Below are 18837 nucleotides of genomic sequence, written 5' to 3'. Positions count from 1 at the left end.
GGGGGTGGGACCCCGTAGTCTCGTCCTTCGTGAGTACGCGCACGGCACAGGCGGCCCCCAGAGGGCGACGGGGAGATCTGGTGTGCGTCGTGCGGGATCTCGTGCGGACGTATCCCGCCACCCGCGGGCGTCGTGGAGCGCCCGGGAGCGCTGCGATCCGGGCCACCGACGGGGTGTCCCTCGAGATCCGGCGCGGGGAGATCTTCGGGCTGCTCGGGCCGAACGGCGCCGGTAAGTCCACCCTCGTACGGCAGCTGACCGGGCTGATGCGGCCCGACAGCGGGAGCGTCGGGATTCTTGGGCACGACATCGTGCGGTATCCGGAGCGGGCCTCGCGGATTCTGGCCTATCTGGGGCAGGAGTCGAGCGCTCTGGACGAGCTGACCGTGTCGCTGGCCGCCGAGACGACCGGGCGGCTGCGGGGGCTCGACCTGCGTACGGCCCGCGCCGAGCGGGACGCCGTGGTCGAGGAGCTGGGGCTCGGGGCGATTGCCTCGCGGCCCCTGAAGAAGCTTTCCGGTGGGCAGCGGCGGCTTGCCTGCTTTGCCGCTGCCCTTGTGGGGGAGCGGCCGCTGCTGGTGCTCGACGAGCCGACCACGGGGATGGATCCCGTCGCCCGCCGGGCCGTCTGGGCCGCCGTCGACCGGCGGCGGGCCGAGAGCGGGACCACGGTCGTGCTGGTCACCCATAACGTCATCGAGGCCGAGACCGTGCTCGATCGCGTCGCCGTGCTCGACCGCGGGCGCGTCATCGCCTGTGACACCCCGGCCGGGCTGAAGGAGAAGGTCGCCGGCGAGGTGCGCGTCGAGCTCGTGTGGCGGGAACGGGCGCCTCTCGATGTGCCTGCCGTCGCCGCGCTGCGGGCTCTTGCCGTCGAGTCGGGGCGCCGCTGGTCGCTGCGGCTCGGCCCCGACGAGGCACGGGCCGCCGTCGCCGCCGTCACCGGCGGTCCCGCGTTCTCCGACCTGGACGATTTCTCCCTGACCACGCCGAGCCTGGAAGATGTGTATCTGGCGCTCGGCGGCGAGGCCAAGGGGCTGGTGAAGTCGTGAACACGGCGGCCCCGGTACCCGACGGAACAGTCACGACAGGAGTCGCGCACCGTGAGTGTCGTACCCGCTGAGGTCCTTCAGGGCGGCGCCCGGACGGGCGCGAGCGGGCTGAGTGCCGAGGGCGATGCCGTCGGCGAGCTCGCCCCGCGGGCCCGGCTGCTGCCGTCCCTCGCGGCCGTGTACCGCGCGCAGCTCTCGCGGGCCCGCGTCGCCAGGATTCCCCTGCTCTTCGTCGCCACCTTCCAGTCCGTCGGCATCATGATCCTGATGCGGGGCGTGGTGGACGGCGGGCGGGAGGCCCAGGCCGTGGTCGCCGGGTCCAGTGTGCTGGTCGTGGCGTTCGTCGCTCTCAATCTGCTCGCGCAGTATTTCGGACAGCTGCGGGCCGCCGGCGGACTCGATCACTACGCGACGCTGCCCGTGCCGCCCGCCGCCGTGGTGCTGGGCGCCGCCGGCGCCTACGCCTCCTTCACCGTGCCCGGCACCGTGGTCACCGCCGTCGTCGGCTGTGTCATGTTCCAGCTCCCGCTCGCGCACCTGTGGGTGCTCGCCGCCGTCATCCCGCTCGCCGGTGCCGCGCTCTCCGGACTCGGCGCCGCGCTAGGGCTGCTCGCACCGCGTCCCGAACTGGCCACGCTGCTCGGTCAGTTGGGCATGTCCGCGGCGCTGCTTCTGGGGGTTCTTCCGGCCGACCGGATGCCGGGGATCATCCAGTACGCGCGCGATCTGCTGCCGTCGACGTACGGCGTCGAGGCCTTCGCCCGCACCTTCGGGGCCCATCCGGACTGGGGCGTCGTGCTCCTCGATCTGGGTGTCTGCGCGGGCGTCGGCGTCGCCTCGCTGGCCCTCGCCACCTGGGCGTACCGCCGGGCGGCCGTCCGGTGACGCGCGTCTCGCGGACGCCTGGCACGATGGCAGGGTGACTGCACCGCTGACGCCACGACCCCAGCAACCCCAGCACGACCCCTGGCAGGCCTCCGGGCCCGCGGGCGCTGTGCCGTCGCACGCTCACGAGCACCAGGAGGACGGGCCAGGGATGAGGACCGAGTTGCGGGAGGCCGCCGTCGTCACGGTCGCGCTGGCCGTGTGCGGGCTGCTGCTGGGCGCGCTGTGGCTGTGGCTCGCGCCGCACGTGCCGCTCATCGCGGACGCCCAGGCCGTCTACCTCAAGGACACCGAGGGTGAGCAGGCCGTCGGCGTCGACGGAACGTTCACGCTGCTCGGAATCGCGTTCGGCGTCGTCAGCGCGGTCGCCGTGTTCCTGTGGCGCAAGCGCGGCGGCGTGCCGCTCGTCGTGGCCCTGGCCGTCGGCGGAATCCTCGGCGGTCTGCTCGCCTGGCGGTTCGGGATCTGGCTCGGCCCCACGCAGGACGTGGCCGCCCACGCCAAGGAGGTCGGCAAGGGCGTCACGTTCGACGCGCCGCTCGAACTCAAGGCGAAGGGCGCGCTCCTCGCCTGGCCGCTCGCCGCGATGATCGTCCACCTCGGCCTGACCGGCCTGTTCGGGCCCCGCGACCCCGACCCGTACTTCGACACCCGCTACCCGCAGGACGGCCCTCCGGCTCTCTGAGGGCGGCTCTCAGGCGGGCCTGCGCCCGTGATTGGCCTTGTGCTTCCTGACCCGCCACTTCCGCTTGCGCGTCCTCTTCGACATGTCCTCGGTACTTAGTCGAGGACATGTCGCGCGTCGAGAGGTGGCGGGGATTCCGGTCCCGGGGGCCGGCGGCGTCAGGTGCGGCCGATGGGGGCCAGGACCGCGGACGTGAGCGTCGCCAGATCCGTGGGCGCCAACTCCACCTCCAGGCCGCGGCGGCCCGCCGAGACACAGATCGTGTCGTGGGCCCGCGCCGAGTCGTCCAGGACCGTACGCAGCTTCTTGCGCTGGCCCAGCGGGGAGATGCCGCCCCGCACATAGCCCGTGGTGCGCTCCGCCGCCGCCGGGTCGGCCATCGCGGCGCGCTTGCCGCCGACGGCGGTGGCCAGGGCCTTCAGATCGAGCTGGCCGGCCACCGGCACGACGGCCACGGTCAGCTCGCCGTCCACATCGGCCACGAGCGTCTTGAACACCCGGTCCGGGGAGACCCCCATCGCCTCCGCCGCCTCGTCCCCGTACGAGGGATGGGCCGGGTCGTGCTCGTACGCGTGCGTCGTGAAGGGCGTACCCGTGGCCGTGAGCGCCACGGTCGCCGGGGTTCCGCCGGACTGCTGCTTCTTGGACTTCTTCGCCAACGTCCTCATGCCTTACGTCAGTCGGGACCGGCCACGTCAGTTGGGGCTGGTCGCCTGCCGGGTCAGGTCGCCGGCCGGCAAGGACGGCAGATTACGGATGATCGCCGTCTCGGAGCGAAGGAGTTTCAGCTCGTCGCGCAGGCGCGACGCCGTGTCCGGGGCCTGGAGGAGGCGCTGCTTGGTCGGTACGTCGAGGACGGCCGCCGCCGCCACCAGGTAGGACACGACGGACGGGTCGTCCGGCAGTTCGGCGCCCGTCGCCAGGGTGCGCTCGCGGGCGCCCGCCAGCCGCTTCTGGTAGGAGCGGAAGGCGCGCAGCACCCCCTCGGCCAGGGCGCCCGCCTCGTCGCCGGCCTCCTCGGGCAGCTCCTCGACCTCGGCGGTCAGATAGGCGCCCGACGCGTCGACCGAGTGGATCTTCACACGGGTCGTGCCGGTGGCGAGCACCTCGAAGCTGCCGTCGGCACGCTCCCGGATCGTGGCGGCGTCCGCGATGCAGCCCACGCCGTGCAGGGCCTTGACCGGGTCGTCGCCGAAGCCGGCCGCGGGGCCCGCCTCGGCCGCGGTCTTCGCCGCCTCGTCCGGCATGCCGGGGGCGGTGGGCGCGACCTCGTGGCCGTCGCGGATCGCCACGACGGCGAACCGGCGCGGCTCGTCGGAGTCGGCGGGGTCGCCGGAGGCCTCGGAACCCCCGGAGGAGGTCTTCAGCAGGTCGCGCATCATGGCGCGATAGCGCTCCTCGAACACGTTCAGCGGAAGCACGAGTCCCGGGAACAGCACCGAGTTGAGCGGAAAGAGCGGAAGCCGGACGGTGGTCACGACGGTCAAGCCTAATGGGAGCCGGAGGCGAGAGGTCCGCGACCGGTGTCGCGGCCGCCGAGCGTACGGGCCGCGGCGACCTCGATCCGTACGCCGTCGCGCAGTTCCAGGAACTGTCCGAGCGGGTCGTCCGAGATCCGGTCCCAGGGGAACGACGTCGCGTACGGGCCGGTCAGGCGCAGCTGTGCCAGGGCGTCGGACCAGCGTTCCAGGCGGATCAGGACGTAGGTGAGGAGGTTGCGCACCTCGGCCGGCCAGGGGTCGTCCGCGGTGTATTCACGGGACAGGGCGATCGCCAGGTCGGCGGCCTCGTCCAGGCGCTCGCGGGGCACCTTCGCCGCCGGTCCCGGGCCCTGTTCGCTCGTCAGGTACGCGAACGCGGCCCGTACCGGCAGCGCCTGGACCAGGGACCCCGGCAGGGCGTCCTGGGCCGCGCGCTCGGCGAAGTCGAAGCACTCGCGGTGCGAGCCGTACCAGGCGGCCGACAGGTACTGGAGCGCCGACACATGGCAGCCGTAGTGGTGCGGGGAGCGGCGCACGGCCTCGGCCCAGAGGTTCTCGAAGACGGTGTGCGAGGCGTTCGTGCCGCGCGCGTGGTCGAGGGCGACCCGCCAGGGCACCGGGTCGCCGGGGTCGCCTTCGGCGGCGGCGGTGATCAGCGGGGTCACCTCGCGCAGCAGCTCGGCGCGGGCGGGCGACTCCCAGCCGCGCGCGACCTCCAGCTCGGCCTTGACGAGGAGGGCGTCCGGGTCGTGGGGTGACGCGAACCGCCAGTCGTCGAACCATTCGCCGCGCGATCGGGCGAAGGCGGCGAGCCGGGTCACGTAGCGGTCCCTGTTCTCCCACTCGCCGGCCTCGCGGGTGGCGGCGAGCAGCTTGGCGGCCGCCTCGTACTCGCCGCGGCCCGCGGCGACGAGCGCGGGGGCGAGGCGTTCGTCGGGGACGTCCAGGAGGACGTCGTCGTCGGCGGGCAGGCCGGCCGCGAGGCCCGAGGTGTGGCGGACCATCCGCGCGGTGCGGATGAGGGCGCGCAGCAGTGCCAAGGTATGGACCCCGCTCCCCGTCGCTCGGTTGATGGTTGCGCTGGGATGACGGCTCAAATGCGCCCATGGTTGCCCGCGGTCCGGCAAAAAATGCGAGCCTGCCCGGTCAGTTCCTGCGGAGCAGCCGGGTGGCCCCCGCCGCGACCGTCGTGGCGAGGATCCAGCCGAGCAGGATCAGCGCGGTCGCGGCCCACTGCCAGCCGCCGCGCAGCTGCCAGTAGCCGTCCTGGCCCAGGTCGATGACGGGCAGGATGAGATCGAGCGAGAAGAGTGCCGGACTCCAGTTCGGCGACTCGCCCGGTTTGATGGCCGGATGTGACGCGTGGGAGAAGGCCAGCGTGCTCGCCGCCCACAGGACGGCCATCCACACGGCGGCCCGGCCGGGCCGGTACCCGTAGGCGACCGTCCAGTCCTGGATGTACCCCCAGATCTTCGCGGCCGGCGGCAGCGTCTCGCGGCGCCGGCGCTGCTTGGCGAGCAGCACCTCCCGCGCGTCGGCGTCCTCGCCGCTGTTGCGCAGCACGGTCGCGAGCTTCTCGTACGGCTCCGGGCTGTACTCCGGCGTCGCGGCCGACAGCCACTCCAGGCGCCGCGCCAGCGGGAACGGGCCGGAGGGGATGAGGTTCTCGTACGTGAAGCCGCCCACGCGAAGTCCGCCGGGGCCCGGCCAGCTCGCCGCCCTGTCGATGAGGTTGACGACCTTCGCGCCGGACAGGACGACCCGCCCGCGCTGCGGCCGCTCGCACAGGAAGCGCAGCTCGGGCGTCTGGATGCGGCGCAGCGACACCTCCTGGTCGTTCTCCAGGTGGAAGCGCGCCTGGTCGAGGTCGAGGGCGTCCCCGAAGCGGCCGTCGTCGAGGCGCACCCCGCCCTGGCACTCGAAGCGCTGCACCCGGGTGCCGCGGGCCGGTGTCGTGCCACTGGTCTGGAGCGGATTGCCGACGCCGGCGGGGGTCAGATAGAGGGACCGCTCGACCGTCAGCTGCGGAGCGTTGAGCGCGCGGCGCCCGTACGCGTTGGAGAGCCGGCTGCCGCGCAGGCTGAGCGACACGCCGATCTGCGCGCCGCGCAGGCTGACCTCGCCGTGCGTCTCCAGCATCTCGGCCTGGAGGTCCTGGCCGACGGACATGCCGTCCGCCATGATCGACTTGCCGCGCCGGTCGCGGTACACGACGGCCTGGTTGAGCAGCAGGTCCGTGCCGATGTGCGCGTCGGTGAGGCGTACGCCGCTGTGGAAGCGGCAGCGCGGCAGATGCAGATCGCCCTCCGTGTGGACGCGGGCGCCCTCCAGCCGGGGGATCGAGCAGTCGACCAGGCGCAGGGTGGTGAACCGGGCCTCGGGAAGCAGGACCTCCTTCTCGAAGCGGCACCGCTTCAATTCGACGTACGGCACGACGCCGCCACCCGCGAGGTCGAGCACGTCGGTGATCTGTACGCCCGTGAGCTTGAGCGACGCGACACGCCCGGACAGCGCGGGCGGCCCGTCGAGCAGCAGCCAGGCCACGATCCGTGCCCGCACGCTGCGGCCGGGCCCCCAGGCGTGTCCGCCGTGCGGGTCGTCCACGTCCGGGTCGCCCGAGCTCAGGTCGTAGACACTGCCGTTGCGGAAGGCCTGCCACATGCCGATCTCGGTCCCCGTGAGGCCGTCCGGCGGGTCACCGATGCCGGTACCGTCGACCACGACTTGTCATCCTCCCCGTAGTACCCCGTAGTACCGATAGCCCCCGGATCCTCACGGAGCCCGCACGTCCCGGTACAGCTCCGCTACTCGTGGGTTTAGTACAACTGTTCATGCCCGCTGAGTGACGGCCTGAACGCTATTGGTGAAGGTCATGCGCGGTGATCCGTATCAGCCATTGATACGGACGTCGGTCGCTCATGTGGCGTCTGCGAGAATTGGGCATGTGATCTCCCGAATCGATCTGCGCGGCGACGCCCTCCCCGAGGGCCCCGCACTGCGCGACCTGCTGCCCCGAGCCGACTTCGACGTCTCGGCCGCCCTCGAGAAGGTGCGTCCGATCTGCGAGGCCGTGCATCATCGTGGCGACGCGGCACTGATCGACTACGCGGAGAAGTTCGACGGCGTGAAGCTGGAGTCCGTACGGGTTCCCGCCCAGGCCCTCAAGGACGCCCTGGAGCAGCTCGACCCCGCCGTCCGCGCGGCCCTGGAGGAGTCGATCCGCCGGGCCCGCATCGTCCACCGCGAGCAGCGCCGCACCACCCGCACCACGCAGGTCGTCCCCGGCGGCTCGGTCACCGAGAAGTGGGTGCCCGTCGAGCGCGTCGGCCTGTACGCGCCGGGCGGCCGCTCCGTCTACCCGTCCTCCGTGATCATGAACGTGGTGCCCGCGCAGGAGGCCGGGGTCGAGTCGATCGCCCTCGCCTCGCCCGCCCAGGCCGAGTTCGGCGGACTGCCGCACCCGACGATCCTGGCCGCGTGCGCGCTGCTCGGCGTCGACGAGGTGTACGCCGCGGGCGGCGCCACGGCCGTCGCGATGTTCGCGTACGGCACCGAGTCCTGCGCCGCGGCGAACATGGTCACCGGACCCGGCAACATCTGGGTCGCCGCGGCCAAGCGCTACTTCACCGGCCTCATCGGCATCGACGCCGAGGCGGGCCCGACCGAGATCGCGGTCCTCGCGGACGCCACCGCCGACCCGGCGCACGTCGCGTCCGACCTGATCAGCCAGGCCGAGCACGACCCGCTCGCCGCCGCCGTCCTCGTCACCGACTCGGCGGAGCTCGCGGATGCCGTCGAGAAGGAGCTGGAGCCGCAGGTCGCGGCCACCAAGCACATCGACGACCGGATCGTCCCGGCCCTGCGCGGCAGGCAGTCCGCGATCGTCCTGGTCGACGGGGTCGAGGAGGGCCTGCGCGTCGTCGACGCGTACGGCGCCGAGCACCTGGAGATCCAGACCGCCGACGCCGCCGCGGTCGCCCAGCGCGTGAAGAACGCCGGCGCGATCTTCGTCGGCCCCTGGGCGCCGGTGTCCCTCGGCGACTACGCCGCGGGCTCCAACCACGTGCTGCCCACCGGCGGCTGCGCCTGCCACTCGTCGGGTCTGTCCGTCCAGTCCTTCCTGCGCGGCATCCACATCGTGGACTACACGCGCGACGCCCTCGCCGACGTCGCCCACCACGTGGTGACGCTCGCCGAGGCGGAGGACCTGCCCGCGCACGGCGCGGCGATCAAGGCAAGGTTCGAATGGAAGGTTCCCGGCCAGTGACCGGCATCGACGATCTGCCCGTGCGGGACGAGCTGCTCGGCAAGTCCCCGTACGGCGCCCCCCAGCTCGACGTACCCGTACGCCTGAACACGAACGAGAACCCCTACCCGCTGCCCGAGGCGCTCGTCGAGCGGATCGGGGAGCGGGTGCGCGAGGCCGCCCGCGACCTCAACCGCTACCCGGACCGGGACGCCGTCCAGCTGCGCACCGAGCTCGCCGGCTATCTCACGCGCACCGGCGGCCACCACGTCGGCATCGAGAACGTCTGGGCCGCCAACGGCTCGAACGAGGTCCTCCAGCAGTTGCTGCAGACCTTCGGCGGCCCCGGCCGCAGCGCCATCGGCTTCGAACCCTCGTACTCGATGCACGCCCTCATCGCGCGCGGCACCGGCACCGGCTGGATCTCCGGACCGCGCAGCGAGGACTTCACGATCGACGTGGCAGCGTCCGTGGCGGCCATCGCCGAGAACCGCCCGGACGTCGTCTTCATCACGACGCCCAACAACCCCACCGGCAGCGCGGTCCCGCCCGAGACGGTCCTCGCCCTGTACGAGGCCGCGCAGGCGGCCAAGCCGTCCATGGTCGTCGTCGACGAGGCCTACATCGAGTTCAGCCACGGGAAGTCCCTCCTCCCGCTGCTCGAAGGCCGCCCCAACCTCGTCATCTCGCGCACCATGTCGAAGGCGTTCGGCGCCGCGGGCCTGCGCCTCGGCTACATGGCCGCCGCCCCCGCCGTCGTGGACGCCGTCCAGCTGGTGCGCCTGCCGTACCACCTGTCGGCCGTCACCCAGGCCACGGCGCTCGCCGCCCTGGAGCACACCGACACGCTCCTCGGTTACGTCGAGCAGCTGAAGGACGAGCGCGACCGCCTGGTGACCGAACTGCGGGCGGCGGGCTACGAAGTGACCGACTCGGACGCCAACTTCGTGCAGTTCGGCCGGTTCGACGGCGAAGGCGCCGCGCACGAGGTGTGGCAGCAGATCCTCGACCGGGGCGTCCTGGTCCGGGACAACGGCGTACCCGGGTGGCTGCGTGTCTCCACGGGCACCCCGGACGAGAACGACGCGTTCCTCGATGCGGTACGCGCAATCAAGAAGGAGCGGAACGCATGAGTCGCGTAGGCAGGGTGGAGCGCACCACCAAGGAGACCTCGGTCCTCGTCGAGATCGACCTCGACGGTACGGGCGAGGTGGCGGTTTCAACGGGTGTGGGCTTCTACGACCACATGCTCGACCAGCTCGGCCGCCACGGCCTCTTCGACCTCACGGTCAAGACCGAGGGCGACCTGCACATCGACACGCACCACACCATCGAGGACACCGCCCTCGCGCTCGGCGCCGCCTTCAAGCAGGCACTCGGCGACAAGGTCGGCATCTACCGCTTCGGCAACTGCACCGTCCCGCTGGACGAGTCGCTCGCCCAGGTCACGGTCGACCTCTCCGGCCGCCCCTACCTGGTGCACACCGAGCCCGAGAACATGGCCCCCATGATCGGCTCGTACGACACGACGATGACCCGGCACATCCTGGAGTCGTTCGTCGCGCAGGCCCAGATCGCGCTGCACGTCCACGTCCCGTACGGGCGCAACGCGCACCACATCGTGGAGTGCCAGTTCAAGGCGCTGGCCCGTGCGCTGCGTTACGCGTCCGAGCACGACCCGCGCGCCGCGGGCATCCTTCCGTCCACGAAGGGCGCTCTCTAACCCATGAACGGCCTCAACACCATCCTCATCGTCGTCGGTCTCTTCCTGATCGGCGGCGTCATCTCCTTCGTCAAGCAGGGCCTGCCCAAGGGCGTGATCGCGCTGCTCTCCATCGCCGCGGCCATGTGCCTGGTCTCCGGCGTCCTGCGGCTCGACTACTGGAACTGAGGGGCAGGGAGCAGCCAGCCATGACTTCAGCCAACCCCGCCGGCAACACCGGCAAGAAGGTCGTCGTCTTCGACTACGGGTTCGGCAACGTCCGCTCCGCCGAGCGGGCCCTGGCCCGCGCGGGCGCGGACGTCGAGATCACCCGCGACTTCGACACCGCGCTCAACGCCGACGGCCTCCTCGTGCCCGGCGTCGGCGCCTTCGCCGCCTGCATGAAGGGCCTCAAGGAGGCCCGCGGCGACTGGATCGTCGACCGCCGCCTGGCCGGCGGCCGCCCCGTGATGGGCATCTGCGTCGGCATGCAGATCCTCTTCGCGCGCGGCATCGAGCACGGCGTCGAGGCCGAGGGCCTCGACGAGTGGCCCGGCACCGTCGAGCCCCTCAAGGCCGAGATCGTCCCGCACATGGGCTGGAACACGGTCCGCCCGCCGCAGGACACCGAGCTCTTCGCCGGGCTCGACAGCGACGCCCGCTTCTACTTCGTGCACTCCTACGCCGTGCAGCAGTGGGACTTCGAGGTCGGCAACGTCCACATGCGCCCGCCGAAGGTCACCTGGGCCACGCACGGCGAGCCGTTCATCGCCGCCGTCGAGAACGGCGCACTGTGGGCGACGCAGTTCCACCCCGAGAAGTCCGGCGACGCCGGCGCCCAGCTCCTCACCAACTGGATCGGAACCCTCTGATGTCCCGCACGCTCGAACTCCTCCCCGCCGTCGACGTCCGTGACGGCCAGGCCGTACGTCTCGTGCACGGCGAGTCCGGCTCGGAGACCTCCTACGGTTCCCCCCTGGAGGCGGCCCTCTCGTGGCAGCGCTCCGGCGCCGAGTGGCTCCACCTCGTGGACCTGGACGCCGCGTTCGGCACCGGCGACAACCGCGCGCTGGTCGCCGAGGTCGCGGGAGCCATGGACATCAAGGTCGAGCTGTCCGGCGGCATCCGCGACGACGCCACGCTCGCCGCCGCGCTCGCCACCGGCTGCACCCGCGTCAACCTCGGCACCGCCGCCCTGGAGACCCCCGAGTGGGTCGCCAAGGTCATCGCCGAGCACGGCGACAAGATCGCGGTGGGCCTGGACGTGCGCGGCACCACGCTGCGCGGCCGCGGCTGGACCCGCGACGGCGGTGACCTCTACGAGACGCTCGCGCGCCTCGACGCCGAGGGCTGCGCGCGTTACGTCGTCACCGACATCGCCAAGGACGGCACGCTGCAGGGCCCGAATCTGGAGCTCCTGAAGAACGTCTGCGCGGCCACCGACCGCCCGGTCGTCGCCTCCGGCGGCGTCTCGTCGCTCGACGACCTGCGCGCCATCTCCGAGCTCGTCCCGCTGGGCGTCGAGGGCTCGATCGTCGGCAAGGCGCTGTACGCGAAGGCCTTCACGCTGGAAGAGGCGCTCGCCGCCGTGGCGTCATGAGCGACGGCGTACGCAGGGTCGGTTCGGACGGGCCGTGGGAGGAGGCCGTGGGCTACTCGCGCGCGGTCGAACTGCCCAACGGCCTTGTCCTGGTGTCCGGTTGTACGTCTGTCGTCAACGGCGTCATCGACGCGGGAACGCCGTACGAGCAGACGCTCAACGCGTTCCAGGCCGCGTTCGACGCCCTCAAGACCCTGGGGCTCGGGCGCGAACATGTGGTGCGCACCCGTATGTACATCACCCACGCGCGCGATGTGGACGACGTGGGCCGGGCCCACAAGGAGCTGTTCGCCGCCGTCCGCCCCGCCGCATCCATGATCATCGTCTCCGGCTTCATCGACCCGAGTCTGGTCGTCGAGGTCGAGGTGGAGGCGTACCGAGGAGACACACCGTCATGACGTTGGCCGTACGGGTCATCCCCTGCCTGGACGTGGACAACGGCCGGGTCGTCAAGGGCGTCAACTTCCAGAACCTGCGCGACGCGGGCGACCCCGTCGAGATGGCGAAGGTGTACGACGCCGAGGGCGCCGACGAGCTGACCTTCCTCGACATCACCGCGTCCTCCGGCAACCGCGAGACGACCTACGACGTGGTGCGCCGCACCGCCGAGCAGGTCTTCATCCCGCTCACCGTCGGCGGCGGCGTCCGCACGGCGGACGACGTGGACAAGCTGCTGCGGGCCGGCGCGGACAAGGTGGGCGTGAACACGGCCGCCATCGTCCGCCCCGAACTCATCCGCGAGATCGCCGAGCGGTTCGGCCGCCAGGTGCTCGTCCTGTCGGTCGACGCGCGCCGCACGCCGTCCGGTTCGTTCGAGGTGACGACGCACGGTGGCCGCAAGTCCGCCGGGATCGACGCCGTCGAGTGGGCGCACGAGGCCGCAGAGCTCGGCGCGGGCGAGATCCTGCTCAACTCGATGGACGCCGACGGCACGAAGGACGGCTACGACATCGAGATGATCGCCGCCGTCCGCAAGCACGTCACCGTGCCGGTGATCGCGTCCGGCGGCGCCGGACGCCTGGAGCACTTCCCGCCGGCGATCGCCGCGGGCGCCGACGCGGTGCTCGCCGCGTCCGTCTTCCACTTCGGCGATCTGCGGATCGGCGAGGTCAAGGAGACGCTGCGCGAGGCGGGGCACCCCGTCCGCTGACACCGGGAGCGCACGCTCTCAGGCCCCGGCCGCCCTTGGGGGCGGCCGGGGCCTTTTTCTTGGCCCGATGCGCAGGATTCTCACCGTCCGATGCACAGGATCCATTGCGCAATTTCTGTTGCGCAATATTTCTTTCGTATCTAGGCTCGGGCCATGACCGACGAACAGACCCGCCGCATCACGGACCTCGGCACCCTCAAGGCGCTCGCCCACCCGCTGCGCTCGCAGCTCTACCGAGCCCTGGTCGTCGCCCGCACGGCGACCGCGTCGCAGCTCGCCGAGCAGGTCGACGGGGCGGTCTCCCTGGTCAGTTACCACCTGCGCAAGCTCGCGGACGCCGGGCTCATCGAAGAGGCGCCCGGGGCGCAGCGGGACGGCCGCGAGCGCTGGTGGCGGCCCGCGTCCGCAGGCGTCAGCATCCACGAGGCGGACTTCGGCGACGCCCCGGAGAAGACCGCGGCGCACCAGGCGGCCACCCGGCTCTTCTACGAACAGCGCAGCGAGCTCTACCGCCGCTACCTCGACGAGCGCACCACCTGGGCCCCCGAGTGGCGCGCCGCGTCCTCCGACTCGGAAGCCCTGATGCCCCTCACGGCGGCCGAACTGACCGAGCTGACAGGCGAGTTGCTCGCCGTCATCAGGAAGTACGACGAGCTGGGCCGGGCCGCACAGGCCGCAGGCGACACCGAAGGGCGCGAGAACGTCGCGCTGCACGTGTACGGCTTCCCGTTCCGCGCCTGACTCCGGGCTTGATTCCGCGCCTGATTCCGGGCCGGATCCTGAGCCTGATTCCGAGCTCGACCCTGAGCCTGATCCCGCGCCTGAGAGGACCACCTCCCATGACCGTGACCGCGCCCCTCACCCGCACACCCGCCCCCGAGAAGCCCGCCCACCGCGACGGCAACGTGCTGCGCTGGCTCGCGGCGTACGCCTCCTCGATGATCGGCGACAACATCTACTACGTCGCCCTGTCCTGGGCGGCCGTCCAGTCGGGCAGCCCCTCGCAGGCCGGGCTCGTGATGGCGGTGAGCGCGGCGCCCCGGGCCCTGCTGATGCTCGGCGGGGGAGTGATCGCCGACCGGCTCGGGCCGCGCCGGATCGTCATAGCCGGCGACGCGGTGCGCAGCGCCGCGGTCCTCGGCGTCGCCGGGCTCTTCCTCGCGACCCGACCGGGCCTGTGGCCGCTCACCCTCCTCGGCCTCGTCTTCGGCATCGTCGACGCACTCTTCCTGCCGGCCGTCGGCGCGCTGCCCGCCCGCGTCACCGGACGCGGCCAGCTCGCCCGGGTCCAGGGCATGCGCGGAGTCGCGGTCCGACTGGCCAACGTCGTGGGCGCGCCCCTGGGCGGTCTCGGCGTCGCGCTCGGCGGCCCGGCGGCGGCGTTCGGCGCGGCCGGACTGCTGTTCGCGATCTCGCTGCCGCTCCTGATGTCGCTGCGCATCAGGGACCTGCCCGACGCAGGCGCGAAGGGCGGCGCCCCGGCGGGGAACCGTCTCGCCGACGGCCTGCGCCACATCCGCCGCCACAGCGTCCTCGCCCCGCTGGTCGTCGTCATCGGCCTCAGCGACCTCGGCTTCGTCGGCCCCCTGAACGTCGGCCTGACCCTCCTCGCCGACCAGCGCGGCTGGGGCGCTTCCGGGATGGGCTCGGTGCTCGCCGGATTCGGCGTCGGTGCGGGCGCGGCCTCGCTGCTCCTCGCCGTCCGCGGCCGGGTGCCGCGCGCGGGTCTCGTCCTCGCCGCGACCATGGGGGGCGGCGCCGTCGCCATCGGCGCGCTCGCCTTCGTACCGGATCTCGCCGCCGCGGTCGCCGTCGCGCTGGTCATCGGCCTGCTCGCCGGTCTCAGCGGCGCCCTGTGCGGAGCGCTCACGCAGACCCACGCCGACCCGGCCTACATCGGCCGGGTCACCGCCGTCACGAGCCTGTCCAGTCTCGGCCTCGTCCCGCTCACCATGCCGCTGACCGGCGCGGCCGTCGGCCTGTGGGGCACCGGCCCCGTCTTCGTGGCCAGCGCCGCGATCTGCGCCCTCGCCGGCGTCTACGGACTGTGCCGCACGCCCCTGCGCCGCGCCGAACTCCCGGCCTGAACCCGCCTCAGATCCCGAGCTGCTTCGCCTCGTGCAGCTTGCCGACCGCGTCCTTCTCGCCGTCCGTCCCCACCCGCGCCGCGTCCTGCCGGCCGAACGCGAACATCAGCAGTTCACCGGGCTCCCCGGTCACCGTCACCACGGGGGTGCCCTTGTGCGCCACCGCCGTCCGGCCGTCCGGGCGGCGCAGGACCAGCCCGACCGGCGACTTGCGGCCGATCACGCGGGCCATCCGCTCCAGGCGCGACCACAGCACGTCCGCGAAGACCGGGTCGAGCTCGCGCGGCGTCCAGTCGGGCTGCGCGCGGCGCACGTCCTCCGTGTGGACGTAGAACTCGACCGCGTTCGACGCCTCGTCGATCTGCTTGACGGAGAACGGCGAGAAGCGCGGCGGGCCCGTCCTGATCAGCTGGATCAGCTCTTCGTAGGGCTTCTCGGCGAACTCGGCCTGCACCCGCTCCAGGCGCTGCGCCAGCTGCTTGATCAGGATCCCGCCCGCGGCGTCCGCGCGGCGCTCGCGCACCACCACATGGGCCGCGAGATCGCGGGTGTTCCAGCCTTCGCACAGGGTCGGGGCGTCAGGGCCCGACGCCTCCAACAGGTCGGCGAGAAGAAGTCGTTCACGCTTTGCATGGGTCGACATATGGCCAGCGTACGACCGCCCGACCGCTCCGCCCACCCGTCACCCGATCTCCCACCCGTGAACCTGACGCTCCGCGCCGCTCCTCCCAAACAGTGGACGCCCGCCCGAGGAGGCACGCGCGGCGCGGCACAATGGTCCCCATGACCAGCACGCCCCCGCCCAGCAGCCTCGACCCCGCCGTCGCCGCCCGCCTCAAGCGCAGCGCCGACGGCCTCGTCCCCGCGATCGCCCAGCAGTACGACACCGGAGAGGTGCTCATGCTCGGCTGGATGGACGACGAGGCCCTGCACCGCACCCTGACGACAGGCCGCTGCACGTACTGGTCCCGCAGCCGCCAGGAGTACTGGGTCAAGGGCGATACCTCCGGCCACTTCCAGCACGTGAAGTCGGTCGCCCTCGACTGTGACGCGGACACCCTCCTGGTGAAGGTCGACCAGGTCGGCGCCGCCTGCCACACCGGCGACCGCACCTGCTTCGACGCGGGTGAACTGACCGTGACGGGCACCGGCGCCTGAGACCACTGCCGCGCCGCCCGTTCCACGGACCGGGCGGCGCGGCGGAGCTGCCCGTACACGCCCTAAGCTCCTCCTATGGATCTCGAGACCTTCCGCAAGCTCGCGACCGACCGCCGAGTGATCCCCGTCAGCCGCAAGCTCCTCGCGGACGGCGACACCCCCGTCGGTCTGTACCGCAAGCTGGCCGGTGAACGCCCCGGCACGTTCCTCCTGGAATCCGCGGAGACCGGCCGCGCCGCGTTCTCGTGGTCTCGCTACTCCTTCGTCGGCGTCCGCTCGGCCGGCACCCTCACCACCCGCGACGGCCAGGCGCACTGGCTCGGCACCCCGCCCGTCGGCGTCCCCACGGACGGCGACCCGCTCGCCGCCCTGCGCGCCACCATCGAGACCCTCCACACCCCGCACTACGAGGGCCTGCCGCCGTTCACCGGCGGCATGGTCGGCTACCTCGGCTACGACATCGTGCGCCACCTGGAGAAGATCGGCCCCGGCGAGCGCGACGACCTGAAGCTCCCCGAGCTGACGATGCTGCTCACCAGCGACCTCGCCGTCCTCGACCACTCGGACGGCTCGGTCCTGCTGATCGCCAACGCGATCAACCACAACGACCTCGACACCGGCGTCGACGAGGCGTACGCGGACGCCGTGGCCCGTCTCGACGCGATGGAGGCCGACCTCTCCCGGCCCGTCGTCCAGGCCCCCGCCGCGCTCCCGCCCTCCGAACTCCCCGAGTTCACCGCTCTGTGGGGCGGCGAGGACTACCAGGCGGCCGTCGAGGACATCAAGGAGCGCATCAGGGCGGGCGAGGCCTTCCAGGTCGTGCCCTCGCAGCGCTTCGAGACGCCGTGCACGGCCGGCGCACTCGACGTCTACCGGGTCCTGCGCGCCACCAACCCGTCGCCGTACATGTACCTCTTCCGCTTCGACGGGTTCGACGTGGTCGGCTCGTCCCCGGAGGCCCTCGTCAAGGTCGAGGACGGGCGCGCCATGGTGCACCCCATCGCCGGGACCAGGCCGCGCGGCGCCACCCCCCAGGAGGACCAGGCGCTCGCCGACGAGCTCATGGCCGACCCCAAGGAGCGCGCCGAGCACCTGATGCTCGTCGACCTGGGCCGCAACGACCTCGGCCGCGTCTGCGAACCGGGCTCCGTCGAGGTCGTCGACTTCATGTCCGTCGAGCGGTACTCACACGTCATGCACATCGTGTCGACCGTCACCGGCCGGGTCGCCCAGGGCACCACCGCCTTCGACGTCCTGACCGCCTGCTTCCCCGCGGGCACCCTCTCGGGCGCGCCCAAGCCGCGCGCGATGCAGATCATCGACGAGCTCGAACCCTCCCGGCGCGGTCTGTACGGCGGATGTGTCGGATATCTCGACTTCGCCGGGGACTCCGACACGGCCATCGCCATCCGCACCGCGCTCCTGCGCGACGGCACCGCATATGTGCAGGCCGGAGCGGGTGTCGTCGCCGACTCCGATCCCGTCGCCGAGGACACCGAGTGCCGCAACAAGGCGGCTGCGGTGCTGCGCGCCGTGCACACGGCCAACCGGATGCACGGCGCCTGACGGCGTGGGGGATAGTGGTGAGGTGACTTCCGCCGTGCCATCCCCCCGAACCGAAGCCGGGACCGCCTCCCCGGAGACGGCCGCCGCGCGCAGCGGCCGCCGCAGCCTCGCCGCCGCGCTCCTGTTCGGCGCCCTCGGCGCGGCGGTGGCCCTGCTCTCCTCGCGGCAGGAGTGGGCCTCCGGGTCCGCGACCGTGCCCGGCGGCAGCTTCCCGCTCGCCGCCAAGGGCAGTGACGTCACCGGAGTGCCCGCGGCCCTCGCCATAGTGGGGCTCGCGGCCCTCGTCGCCGTCTTCGCGGTCCGTCGCGCCGGGCGCGTACTCGTCGCCGGGCTCCTCGCGCTCAGCGGCGCGGGAGCCGTCGTCGCCGCCGTCCTCGGCGCGACCGACAGCGCGGCCCTCGACGAGAAGGCCGCAGAGGTCTCCGGCAACACCGCCGCCACCATCGGCTCGCTCGGCCACACCGTATGGCCGTACGTCGGTGCCGCGGGCGGCGCGCTGATCCTCCTGGCCGGTCTGCTCGCCCTGCGCTACGGCCGCTCCTGGCCGTCGATGGGCGGACGCTACGAGCGCGACGGCAGCCCGCGGCCCCGCAAGGCGGCCCGCCCCGTCGATCCCGAGCGCCCCGAGGAGCTGTGGAAGGCCCTCGACCGGGGCGAAGACCCCACACACGAGGCATAGCGGGGCCCCGGACCCCGAGTGCCGCCCATGCCCGCGAGTGCGGGACAATGGGCAAGAGCGTCAGGCTCACCACCCAGCGCGGTGCCACGCGCAGGGTACGAGCCCGCGCATCAGCCACGCATTGAGCAACGAGGAGCAACCATGGCGGACAGCAGCCACGGACACACCCCGGCCGCCTGGACCGGTGTCATCATCGCCTTCATCGGTTTCTGCGTCGCGGGCGCCTTCATGGTGATGGCGAACCCCGTCGGCTTCTGGGCGGGCATGGCCCTGCTCGCCATCGCCGCGGTCGTCGGTGGCGCCATGAGCGCCGCGGGTCTCGGCAAGCCGAAGCCGCAGTCGCTGCCGGCCGTCTCGCCTGAGCCCGTCGTCGCGGAGGCCTGAGCCTCACCCACGTCGTGGGGGGGGGGGGGGGGCCCCCGCCCCCCCCCCCCCCCCCCCCAACCCCCCCCCCCCAACCCCCCCCCCCCCCCCCCCCCCCCCGTAAACCCCGGGGCCCGGGAAAACGTACGAGCCCGCCCCAAATTTACAACGGGCGCGGCCCCC

The 18837-nt window shown here is 72.4% G+C and carries 22 protein-coding genes; 17 read left to right on the top strand and 5 right to left on the bottom strand.

All coding sequences use genetic code 11. From position 1 onward, the window contains the following. Positions 1 to 29: 29 nt before the first annotated feature. From ACIPWY_RS30765 to ACIPWY_RS30755, 3 genes are read left to right on the top strand one after another with little or no spacing between them, the layout of a single operon-like run. Entirely contained in the window at positions 30 to 1052 is a 1023-nt protein-coding gene (locus tag ACIPWY_RS30765; protein WP_362905428.1) for an ABC transporter ATP-binding protein, read from the top strand. Positions 1053 to 1103: 51 nt separating this feature from the next. Continuing rightward, positions 1104 to 1937 carry an ABC transporter permease gene (locus ACIPWY_RS30760; protein WP_383885740.1) on the top strand — a complete coding sequence of 278 codons (834 nt, stop codon included), beginning with the start codon at positions 1104 to 1106 and terminating at the stop codon, positions 1935 to 1937. Positions 1938 to 1971: 34 nt separating this feature from the next. Then, positions 1972 to 2622, top strand: coding sequence for an SLC41A family transporter (locus ACIPWY_RS30755; protein WP_383885743.1), 651 nt, complete (start codon positions 1972 to 1974; stop codon positions 2620 to 2622). Positions 2623 to 2780: 158 nt separating this feature from the next. Here the strand turns inward: ACIPWY_RS30755 and ybaK are convergent, their stop codons facing one another. The 4 genes from ybaK to ACIPWY_RS30735 all read right to left on the bottom strand — a co-directional run bounded on the left by ybaK (position 2781) and on the right by ACIPWY_RS30735 (position 6824). Continuing rightward, complete coding sequence (ybaK, locus tag ACIPWY_RS30750; RefSeq protein ID WP_362905729.1) at positions 2781 to 3281, bottom strand: Cys-tRNA(Pro) deacylase; 501 nt, start codon at positions 3279 to 3281, stop codon at positions 2781 to 2783. Between the two features lie 36 nt (positions 3282 to 3317). Then, on the bottom strand, positions 3318 to 4100 hold the full coding sequence (locus ACIPWY_RS30745) for an LON peptidase substrate-binding domain-containing protein (RefSeq protein WP_362905431.1): 783 nt from the start codon (positions 4098 to 4100) through the stop codon (positions 3318 to 3320). An 11-nt stretch (positions 4101 to 4111) separates the two neighbouring features. Beyond that, entirely contained in the window at positions 4112 to 5107 is a 996-nt protein-coding gene (locus ACIPWY_RS30740) for a hypothetical protein (RefSeq protein WP_362905731.1), read from the bottom strand. 142 nt (positions 5108 to 5249) lie between these two features. Continuing rightward, the gene (locus ACIPWY_RS30735; protein ID WP_362905433.1) at positions 5250 to 6824 is read right to left on the bottom strand and encodes an oxidoreductase; all 1575 of its coding nucleotides are present in this window, start codon (positions 6822 to 6824) and stop codon (positions 5250 to 5252) included. Between the two features lie 223 nt (positions 6825 to 7047). Here ACIPWY_RS30735 and hisD point away from each other — a divergent pair, with 223 nt between their 5' ends. The 10 genes from hisD to ACIPWY_RS30685 all read left to right on the top strand — a co-directional run bounded on the left by hisD (position 7048) and on the right by ACIPWY_RS30685 (position 14888). Continuing rightward, on the top strand, positions 7048 to 8370 hold the full coding sequence (gene hisD, locus ACIPWY_RS30730) for a histidinol dehydrogenase (RefSeq protein ID WP_362905435.1): 1323 nt from the start codon (positions 7048 to 7050) through the stop codon (positions 8368 to 8370). Beyond that, positions 8367 to 9482, top strand: a complete 1116-nt coding sequence (locus tag ACIPWY_RS30725; RefSeq protein WP_401535913.1) for a histidinol-phosphate transaminase — start codon at positions 8367 to 8369, stop codon at positions 9480 to 9482. Before hisD ends, ACIPWY_RS30725 begins: the two co-directional genes overlap by 4 nt. Continuing rightward, complete coding sequence (gene hisB, locus ACIPWY_RS30720) at positions 9479 to 10072, top strand: imidazoleglycerol-phosphate dehydratase HisB (protein ID WP_362905439.1); 594 nt, start codon at positions 9479 to 9481, stop codon at positions 10070 to 10072. Before ACIPWY_RS30725 ends, hisB begins: the two co-directional genes overlap by 4 nt. Before the next feature lie 3 nt (positions 10073 to 10075). Beyond that, positions 10076 to 10240 (top strand): hypothetical protein, encoded by a 165-nt coding sequence (locus ACIPWY_RS30715; protein ID WP_362905441.1) that lies wholly within the window; start codon positions 10076 to 10078, stop codon positions 10238 to 10240. Positions 10241 to 10260: 20 nt separating this feature from the next. After that, on the top strand, positions 10261 to 10923 hold the full coding sequence (gene hisH, locus ACIPWY_RS30710) for an imidazole glycerol phosphate synthase subunit HisH (protein WP_362905442.1): 663 nt from the start codon (positions 10261 to 10263) through the stop codon (positions 10921 to 10923). Further along, positions 10923 to 11651, top strand: coding sequence for a bifunctional 1-(5-phosphoribosyl)-5-((5-phosphoribosylamino)methylideneamino)imidazole-4-carboxamide isomerase/phosphoribosylanthranilate isomerase PriA (gene priA / locus ACIPWY_RS30705; protein ID WP_362905444.1), 729 nt, complete (start codon positions 10923 to 10925; stop codon positions 11649 to 11651). Before hisH ends, priA begins: the two co-directional genes overlap by 1 nt. After that, positions 11648 to 12049, top strand: a complete 402-nt coding sequence (locus ACIPWY_RS30700; protein ID WP_362905446.1) for a RidA family protein — start codon at positions 11648 to 11650, stop codon at positions 12047 to 12049. Before priA ends, ACIPWY_RS30700 begins: the two co-directional genes overlap by 4 nt. Next, positions 12046 to 12801, top strand: a complete 756-nt coding sequence (hisF, locus tag ACIPWY_RS30695; protein WP_362905448.1) for an imidazole glycerol phosphate synthase subunit HisF — start codon at positions 12046 to 12048, stop codon at positions 12799 to 12801. Before ACIPWY_RS30700 ends, hisF begins: the two co-directional genes overlap by 4 nt. Positions 12802 to 12954: 153 nt before the next feature. Continuing rightward, positions 12955 to 13542 carry an ArsR/SmtB family transcription factor gene (locus ACIPWY_RS30690; RefSeq protein WP_401535908.1) on the top strand — a complete coding sequence of 196 codons (588 nt, stop codon included), beginning with the start codon at positions 12955 to 12957 and terminating at the stop codon, positions 13540 to 13542. Positions 13543 to 13640: 98 nt separating this feature from the next. Beyond that, positions 13641 to 14888 (top strand): MFS transporter, encoded by a 1248-nt coding sequence (locus ACIPWY_RS30685; RefSeq protein WP_401535906.1) that lies wholly within the window; start codon positions 13641 to 13643, stop codon positions 14886 to 14888. 7 nt (positions 14889 to 14895) lie between these two features. On the opposite strand, the gene ACIPWY_RS30680 is transcribed toward ACIPWY_RS30685, so the two are convergent. Next, positions 14896 to 15531, bottom strand: coding sequence for a TIGR03085 family metal-binding protein (locus tag ACIPWY_RS30680; protein ID WP_362905453.1), 636 nt, complete (start codon positions 15529 to 15531; stop codon positions 14896 to 14898). Positions 15532 to 15671: 140 nt separating this feature from the next. Between ACIPWY_RS30680 and hisI the strand changes: the two genes are divergently transcribed. The 4 genes from hisI (at position 15672) to ACIPWY_RS30660 (ending at position 18675) form a co-directional block, all read left to right on the top strand. Then, positions 15672 to 16046, top strand: a complete 375-nt coding sequence (hisI, locus tag ACIPWY_RS30675) for a phosphoribosyl-AMP cyclohydrolase (RefSeq protein ID WP_100592257.1) — start codon at positions 15672 to 15674, stop codon at positions 16044 to 16046. Between the two features lie 75 nt (positions 16047 to 16121). Further along, positions 16122 to 17612 (top strand): anthranilate synthase component I, encoded by a 1491-nt coding sequence (locus ACIPWY_RS30670; protein WP_393698516.1) that lies wholly within the window; start codon positions 16122 to 16124, stop codon positions 17610 to 17612. Between the two features lie 22 nt (positions 17613 to 17634). Beyond that, entirely contained in the window at positions 17635 to 18291 is a 657-nt protein-coding gene (locus tag ACIPWY_RS30665; protein ID WP_401535903.1) for a TIGR02234 family membrane protein, read from the top strand. 141 nt (positions 18292 to 18432) lie between these two features. After that, complete coding sequence (locus ACIPWY_RS30660) at positions 18433 to 18675, top strand: HGxxPAAW family protein (RefSeq protein WP_362905458.1); 243 nt, start codon at positions 18433 to 18435, stop codon at positions 18673 to 18675. The last annotated feature ends 162 nt before the right edge of the window (positions 18676 to 18837 follow it).

Source organism: Streptomyces sp. NPDC090032 (genome assembly GCF_044748025.1).
Lineage (GTDB): Bacteria > Actinomycetota > Actinomycetes > Streptomycetales > Streptomycetaceae > Streptomyces.
This window is presented reverse-complemented; position numbering and strand designations above follow the sequence as displayed.